Origin of the sequence: Microcystis sp. LSC13-02 (assembly GCA_002282935.1) — a bacterium.
Classification (GTDB): domain Bacteria; phylum Cyanobacteriota; class Cyanobacteriia; order Cyanobacteriales; family Microcystaceae; genus Microcystis.
This window is the reverse complement of the sequence record MTBT01000236.1, coordinates 1-7,969: the sequence shown is the minus strand read 5'-3', so window position 1 is coordinate 7,969 and position 7,969 is coordinate 1. Positions and strand designations below refer to the sequence as shown.

General features: G+C 42.2%; 5 protein-coding genes and 1 pseudogene. 2 read left to right on the top strand and 4 right to left on the bottom strand.

What is annotated here, in order from left to right; translation table 11 throughout:
* Window positions 1–98: 98 nt before the first annotated feature.
* Window positions 99–1,523 carry a Ni/Fe hydrogenase subunit alpha gene (locus tag BGL89_RS14750; protein WP_286826340.1) on the top strand — a complete coding sequence of 475 codons (1,425 nt, stop codon included), beginning with the start codon at window positions 99–101 and terminating at the stop codon, window positions 1,521–1,523.
* An 84-nt stretch (window positions 1,524–1,607) separates the two neighbouring features.
* Here BGL89_RS14750 and BGL89_RS14745 read toward each other — a convergent pair.
* The 3 genes and pseudogenes from BGL89_RS14745 to BGL89_RS14735 form a co-directional block, all read right to left on the bottom strand.
* Window positions 1,608–2,180: pseudogene (locus BGL89_RS14745) on the bottom strand (Uma2 family endonuclease).
* Between the two features lie 20 nt (window positions 2,181–2,200).
* A complete protein-coding gene (locus BGL89_RS14740) occupies window positions 2,201–3,367 on the bottom strand; it encodes a DNA-methyltransferase (protein ID WP_286826339.1) in 1,167 nt (388 codons plus the stop codon).
* Between the two features lie 84 nt (window positions 3,368–3,451).
* Window positions 3,452–4,723 carry a dihydroorotase gene (locus BGL89_RS14735; RefSeq protein ID WP_286826338.1) on the bottom strand — a complete coding sequence of 424 codons (1,272 nt, stop codon included), beginning with the start codon at window positions 4,721–4,723 and terminating at the stop codon, window positions 3,452–3,454.
* A 189-nt stretch (window positions 4,724–4,912) separates the two neighbouring features.
* Between BGL89_RS14735 and BGL89_RS14730 the strand changes: the two genes are divergently transcribed.
* The gene (locus BGL89_RS14730) at window positions 4,913–6,181 is read left to right on the top strand and encodes a DNA methyltransferase (RefSeq protein ID WP_286826337.1); all 1,269 of its coding nucleotides are present in this window, start codon (window positions 4,913–4,915) and stop codon (window positions 6,179–6,181) included.
* A 469-nt stretch (window positions 6,182–6,650) separates the two neighbouring features.
* Here BGL89_RS14730 and BGL89_RS14725 read toward each other — a convergent pair whose 3' ends face one another.
* Window positions 6,651–7,688, bottom strand: coding sequence for a 6-bladed beta-propeller (locus BGL89_RS14725; RefSeq protein WP_286826336.1), 1,038 nt, complete (start codon window positions 7,686–7,688; stop codon window positions 6,651–6,653).
* Window positions 7,689–7,969 lie beyond the last annotated feature (281 nt).

The following is a 7,969-nucleotide window of genomic DNA, read 5'->3' as shown; positions in this document are numbered from 1 at the left end:
CATTTTAGCATATATTTGGTAAATGCGCTAGTATTTAACGGTAAAGCCGTCGTAGAACGACGGGGTTTCAGACCCAAAATTTTCGATGAGGACTTACTATGACTAAAACCGTCGTTATCGATCCCGTCACCCGGATCGAAGGCCATGCCAAGATCTCGATTTTCCTTGACGATGCGGGGGAAGTGGATGACGTGCGTTTTCATGTGGTCGAGTATCGCGGTTTCGAGAAATTCTGCGAGGGACGGCCGATGTGGGAGATGGCGGGAATTACTGCCCGAATTTGCGGCATTTGCCCCGTTAGTCACCTACTTTGTGCCGCCAAAACTGGCGATAAAATTCTAGCGGTGCAAATCCCCCCCGCGGGTGAAAAACTGCGGCGCTTGATGAATTTGGGACAGTTAACCCAATCCCATGCTTTAAGCTTTTTCCATCTTAGCAGTCCCGATTTTCTGCTTGGTTGGGAAAGTGATCCCGCTAAACGGAATGTTTTCGGTTTAATCGCGGCCGATCCCGACCTAGCACGAGCGGGCATCCGTTTACGTCAATTTGGACAGAAAGTTATTGAACTTTTGGGAGCGAAAAAAATTCACCCCGCTTGGTCTGTCCCGGGAGGTGTGCGTTCTCCTTTGAGCGAAGAAGGGCGACAATGGATTAAAGAACGACTGCCGGAGTCTAAAGCGACTCTTTACACGGCTTTAAACCTGTTTAAAGGACTTCTAGACAATTTAACCACCGAAATCGCCGCTTTTGGTAATTTCCCTTCCCTGTTTATGGGATTGGTCGGTAAACGGGATGAGTGGGAACACTACGGCGGTCATATTCGTTTTACTGATAGTCAAGGCAATATTGTGGCCGATAACCTCAGCGAAGACAATTATCGCGATTATATCGGCGAATCAGTGGAAAAATGGTCTTATTTGAAGTTTCCCTACTATAAACCCCTCGGTTATCCCAACGGTATCTATCGAGTAGGTCCGTTGGCGCGCTTAAATGTTTGTTCCCATTTTGGCACGGATGGGGCGGATATCGAGTTACGGGAATATCGCCATCGGGTCGGTGGTGTAGCAACCTCTTCTTTTTACTATCATTATGCTCGTTTAGTGGAGATTTTGGGCTGTTTAGAGCGTATCGAACTTTTAATCGACGATCCCGATATAGTTTCTCAACGCTGCCGGGCCGAAGCAGGAATTAATAATCTGCAAGGGGTGGGAGTTAGTGAAGCGCCCCGGGGTACTTTATTCCATGATTATAAAGTGGATGAAAATGGTTTGATTGAAACGGTGAATTTGATTATTGCCACGGGTAATAATAATTTGGCCATGAATCAAACAGTGAAACAAATCGCCCAACATTATATCCATGGTGGCGAAATTCCCGAAGCGATGTTAAACCGGGTGGAAGCGGGTATTCGTTGCTATGATCCCTGTTTAAGTTGTTCCACTCACGCTATGGGACAAATGCCGCTACAGCTAGAGTTAGTTAATGCAGCCGGTGAGGTGATTAATACTCGACAAAGGGGTTAATTGTCTAAGTTGTTAGGGGTTTAGGAAATAGGGCAAATTCTTCCTAACACCTGAACCCATTTTACCATTTTTACGGACAAGATTCTAGCTAAGAATTTCTAGGTTTTGATAAAGAATTTCTATCGGACAAGAAAAGTTAATACAGTTAATAGTGATTAAATCTCCCGCTTGATAAATATGGGGAATCCAGAGGTTGTTAGATTGACGTTGATATTGTTCAATTAAGACTTGTTGTTGATGAATCAGAAGATATTCCTGTAATTCGGGGATAGTTTGATAATTGGCAAATTTATCGCCTCTATCAAAGGCTGCTGTGGAGTCGGATAAAACTTCGATAATCACTCGTGGATGCAGAATAAAATCCTCCTCGGAAACTCGATCCCGTTGGTCACAAGTAATGGCAAAATCGGGATAATAGAAGATATTTAAGCTAGGGAGACACACTTTCATATCGGTAGCTTAGGCAAGACAACCACTACCCCGTAAATGATTAATTAATTGGGCTGAAAGATTACCTGTGATGATAACATGGGCTTTACTGGCCCCGGCCATCGCCAAGATTTGCCCTTGCATATATTCGTGTTTAATGGGACTAATTTTCTCTATTTCTAGATAGTCTTTTGGAGTAAAATAAGCGTGACTTTTACTGGCTGTCATGGTGTTTACCTCGATCATTGTTAGTTTTCTAACGGACAATTAAGCCAAATAACTGAGTCTAAATCAATCTTATTGCCTTCAGTAATTAACTTTCGTATCAGTTCAATATAATTAAAATTACTCTCGAATAAAACAAAACGTCTATCTAAAGAAGCTGCTGCTAATCCCACGGTTCCTGAACCGGCAAAGGGATCTAAAACCACATCACCTTTAAAAGAGTAATAGGTAATCACTTTTTCTGCCAATTCTACAGGAAAAGCGGCGGGATGTTTTGAGTTGGTGACTGGGTTAATTTTCCAGACATTAGTGCGTTCATAACCATCGGCAATTTTTGAGGCTTTTACTACTTCTTGATCGGGATGATTGCGAATATGCCAATCGATGAGTAAATCCGTATGTTTACGATAGACTAAAACGTATTCAGTCACCGGCACAGTTTTGTATTGGAGAGGATTGCGATCGGCGGCAAATCTGCGTCCTCTACCAGTTGCCCACCCTGCTCCCTCTGGTTTTAGCCAAATAATATCATCAATAAAATCGTAACCTTCTTCAATAAAAATTCGATGTAAATCAAAGGGGACAGCAATACGTTTAGAAGCTTGATTACGGGAAGCACGACGCAACAGCACGGGAGAAATATTAATGACAAAAAAACGTCCTTCACTCAAAACTCGATGACATTTTCTGATTACCTGTCGCAGCTTCAATAGATAGCTTTCGTATTCTTCAAATTCTGAATATTCCGGACGAGCATTAAAATAGGGTGGTGAGGTAAAGATTAAATCAACACTTTCTGCGGGCATTTCCTCCAAAAGTTCGCTACAATCACCAAATCCGATGGTATTTCTCAGAGAGGAAAGCTTATATTCTTTTTTGGGTTTCTTGCGGGTTTCTAATTTAGATTCATCCTGTTTTAACAGACGAGCGATAATAATTTCAGTCCGAGTTGTTTTATCTAATAAAATTTCGGTGGTGTAGGCATCGATCACCACTTCCCCAACGGTTTTTTTCTGTTCATTACATAAAGGAATTCGCCAAATATGATATCTGTCATCCACTTCTGGTAAACCTAATTTAATCGCATTAACTAAATTTATTTCCCGCAACCAATTAAGGACAATTTCTTTAGCTTCTGCCACCGTGCGAAGCAGATAACCGCGCTTTTCTGATACCAGTTCTTTTTCCATGACATTACTCTAGTTCTCTCTAGAATTCTAGCTGATCATTATCCAAAAAACTAGGAGAGTCTCAAGATAGAAATTGGCCACCCTTTAAAAATTCCACATTTCTAACACTTTTCCCGTAATTGTTTGATTTAACCAGAAAGTATTATGACTGAGGGAGTGAAGATTATTTGCCGTTACTTTCCAGCTTGCTTGGGGATGAAAAAGAATTGCTTCCGCGGGATTGCCGGGGTTGAGAGATGCCGGTTTTTGTTGTAAACAATGACAGGGATTGAGACTAAGCGCTTGCCATAATTGTAAAGCTGATAATTGCCCGGTTATTACTAATTTTTCCCAGAGTAGCGGTAAAGCTAATTCTAACCCGATCGCGCCGGGGGGTGCTTCTGCAAAAGAAACGGTTTTTTCTTCGTAGGTATAGGGACGATGATCGATCGCAATTGCATCGATAATTCCCTCCTTAATTGCCGCAATTAACGCCTTGCGATCGCTTTCGTTGCCCAAGGGTGGAGCGAGGTGTAAACTGGGATGATAGCTGGCGATCGATCCTGTATTTAAGAGGAGATGCAACCACGTCACACTAGCGGTTATCGGCAATCCCCGCATTTTTGCCTCGCGAATTAATTCCACTCCTCGACGGGTAGAAATTCGCATTAGGTGAACAGGTGTATTAATTTCGCCGACGATTTCTAAAATTGTTGCTAAAGCAGTGGTTTCGGAAATAGCAGGATCTCCGGGTAAACCGAAGCGAATCGAGGTTTCTCCCTCGCGCATGACTCCATTACCTCTTAATTGCTGATTTACGGGGGAAAGGGCGATATTTTTACCGAAGGGTTTTAGGTATTCCAATAAGTGCCGCAACAGTCCCAAATCTTCTAGACCGCGATTATCGGTAAAACCCACCGCTACAGGCATTAAATCGGCTAATTCCGTCATTTTTTGCCCTTGTCTTCCTAGGGTGAGACTTGCCCAAAAATGCAGACGAGTCGATTTTGAGTCAAAAAACCCTTGACTTTTTTGCTGTAATGTGCTAATAAGTGCGGGGTGATCGAGAGGGGGGAGAGTATTGGGGAGAATTGCCAACCGGGTGCAGCCTCCGGCCGTGGCCGCTTTGAGCAAAGATGCGAGGGTTTCTCGGTCCTCGTGGCCGGGTTCCCCGGAATGACTGTAGAGATCGACTAATCCGGGAGCAAAAATACAGTTTTGACCAGAAATATAGTTACTATTTTCTCTTGGGGGAAGCTGAGATTCGATCGCTTTAATTACCCCCTCCTCAATCCAGACATCGGCAATGCGATCGGTTTGTGTCAGGGGGTCAAGGACTCTAACCTGTTCTATGATCGTCGAGGATTGGCTATTCACGCAGACTAATTAAAACGTCATTTTTTCCTCTGGCAGTATATCACGTTAAGTAAAAAGTAAAAAGTAAAAAGTAAAAAAGTTGAGTTCTCGGTTAGGTTAAGGGACGATAAGTTAGAATATTGATCGACTACGGTTTTAATCTTTATTTTAATTAGCTGGCCTACCCTAGGAAGAATTGATAGCCGAATCATGCAGTTAGAACTTTTCGATTTTAATAATTTAGAAGAATTTAATCGGGGAACCCCACGATTAGTTTCTTTTCGAGATTTAGTACCAGAAATCACCAGCACCAGTTATCTAACCCATGGCATCTATTATTATCCTGCCAAATTTATTCCCCAAGTGGTTAGATTTTGCCTTGATACTTACACTAAAAAGGATGATTGGATTATCGATCCTTTTGCTGGTTCGGGTACGGTGGGTTTAGAGGCTAAACTTTGTCAAAGAAATGCGGTTTTAACTGACCTGAATTATCTTTTAAACCATATTATACCGATTAAGATCACAGAACACCAAGAACTATTGAGTTACTCAGAGTTAGATAAAAAAATCTTAGAAGTTTTTGCCAGCAAGGATAAATTTATCCCTCAGTGGTCAAATTTAAATTATTGGTATCCAGAGGAAATTTTAGCAGTTTTACAGAAACTTTGGGCAGGTCAAAAAAGTCTAGAACCTGATTTTTATTCCCAGATCATTCAAGCGGTTTTAGTGAAAGTTAGTAAGCAGTTTTCCTATGCAGAACATACCAAACCTAAATTATTTCAATCTAAATACAAAAAATCAGATATACAGGAACTATTACAAAGAGATTGGCAAGAGGAATTAAAACGAACGATTAAAGAGATGAGTTTTGAAACTTTAACCAGCGTCAATCAATATATTGCCATAACTTGGCATAATTGTAATCAGGTGCTTTTTTATGGAGGAGTAGATAGTGCCACTTTTGAGATCGATCAAAATCTAGAGTTAGATTGTTTAATTAGTTCACCCCCCTATCTGCAAGCACAGGAATATATCAGAACAGCAAAACTAGATTTATATTGGTTAGGATATACAGAAAAAGAAGTGCAAAAAATCTCTAAGCTAGAAATTCCCTACCGAGAGGCTACCAGATTAATCGAAACCGAAACATTGCATCAGGTGAGATCGAGTTTAGAGAAAGAGAATTTACATAAAATACTCGATTCCTATTTTTGTCACACTATCAATGCTTTAGAAAATGCCACCAGAAAATTAAAACAAGCTGGGAAAGCTTGCATTTTTGTCGGTAATCCGAAAGTGGATGGAGTGGAAGTAGAAACTTGGCGAATATTACAGGAATATTTTCAGGAAAATGGCTTTATTTTTAATACCGTCTTTGAGGATAGAATTAAAACTAGACAATTATTCAAATCCCGCAAGAATAAAAATCCTGATGGCATGAAATCCGAATATTTACTGATTTTAGAGAAAAGGTAACTTTCTATTGCTTATGTAGCCCAAACATCCCCTATTTCATCAATGTTTGACCTGTCTGGAATCCTTACCTAATTTTCAAGGCAACTATTGAAGATAAACCCTATATATAAAATTCTTGGCTGATGGAAAGTTAATTATTCAGACCGATTATACTACCGTTAATTATGTTTGTGAAATTAAAACAGGATTAAATCATGATCTAAAATAAGTATCTGATCTCTTTACTATGATTAGCACCTGCGATTTACCGATGGTTTTAGTTGGTGGCGGTGCAGGGAAAATCACGTTAGGTCTGTTTGGTACTTTATAGTTATTTTAAAAGGCTTTCCTATCCCAGAAATCGCCCGATTTACTGATTTATCCGGCGCAACTATCGAGGAATTACAAAGACAGCAGGACAATTAAAGCTTTTAACCGCAAAGGGTGGGGAATTAGGAAAATTTTAACTCATCTCCCCACTCCACAGCGATTAACCACGTTTAGCGAGGCGACGCACCACTAAACCGCCCCCTAGTATGCCTAATCCGATAATACTAGAAGGTTCGGGCGTTCTGAATACCTGTACGCGATTGTTGAACGTATCAGCTACATAGATATTACCACCGCCACCGACAGCGATACCGGAGGGGTTATTGAACTGACCGTTCCCCGAACCGAGGCTACCGAAAGCGTACTGGAAGACACCACTGGGGTTGAATACCTGTACGCGGTTGTTGAGAGTATCGGCCACATAGATCTTACCACCGCCATCGACAGTGATACCAGTGGGTGAAAAGAACTCACCGTTCCCCGTACCGAAGCTACCGAAAGTGAACAGCAAGGTACCACCAGAGTCGAACACCTGTACGCTGTTGCTGGCAGTATCGGCTACATAGATATTACCACCGCTACCGACGGCAATACCTTGGGGCATACTCAAATAACCGTTCCCGAAAGCGGACTGGAAGACTCCACTGGAGTTAAACACCTGTATGCGATCGTTGAGCGTATCGGCTACATAGATATTACCACCGCTACCGACGGCGATACCTTGGGGCCAACCGAACAGACCGTTCCCCGTACCGGAGCTACCGAAAGTGGACTGGAAGACACCACTAGAGTTGAATACCTGTACGCGATTGTTGTTGGTATCAGCCACATAGATATTACCACCGCTACCGACCGCGATACCACTGGGTGAACTGAACTGACCGTTCCCCGTACCGAGGCTACCGAAAGTGGACTGGAAGACTCCATTGGAGTTAAACACCTGTACGCGGTTGTTGGCAGTATCGGCTACATAGATATTACCACCGCTACCGACGGCGATACCGAAGGGGTTATTGAACTGACCGTTCACCGTACCCTTGCTACCGAAAGCGAAGGAAAAACTGGCCGCAGTGGCACTGGTGGCGATACTAATACATCCGATCGCAGTGGCCGTGACTAGAGAAAAGGATTTGAGCAGAGCCTTTGATAAGCTATGTTTCTCCCCCTCTCCGTGATTGATAACTTTAGATAGGGACATAAAACTTCAGAAAATCTGCCCCTAATATACCCCTTCCTCTAGCAATTGTCAATAAATTCCTCGGAAGACGTGACAAATTTGCCAATATCTATACAATTAGTCCATGGTTAGAATTGAATTTTGCCGATAATGTATTCCGCGCTACGATTCTCTTCGGCAATAGTTACGGCGAATACAGGATGTCAACACTGGCGACCGAGGGTATCCTAGGAGAAACGGAAAGTAATCCCTGACGATGTTTGATAATATTTGTAAATTTATCGCCGAAAACTTCTCCGATG

Coding starts and splice junctions, on each gene's coding strand:
- BGL89_RS14730 (WP_286826337.1), top strand. CDS start 4,913: ATGCAGTTAGAACTTTTCGATTTTAATAATTTAGAAGAATTTAATCGG.
- BGL89_RS14740 (WP_286826339.1), bottom strand. CDS start 3,367: ATGGAAAAAGAACTGGTATCAGAAAAGCGCGGTTATCTGCTTCGCACG.
- BGL89_RS14725 (WP_286826336.1), bottom strand. CDS start 7,688: ATGTCCCTATCTAAAGTTATCAATCACGGAGAGGGGGAGAAACATAGC.
- BGL89_RS14750 (WP_286826340.1), top strand. CDS start 99: ATGACTAAAACCGTCGTTATCGATCCCGTCACCCGGATCGAAGGCCAT.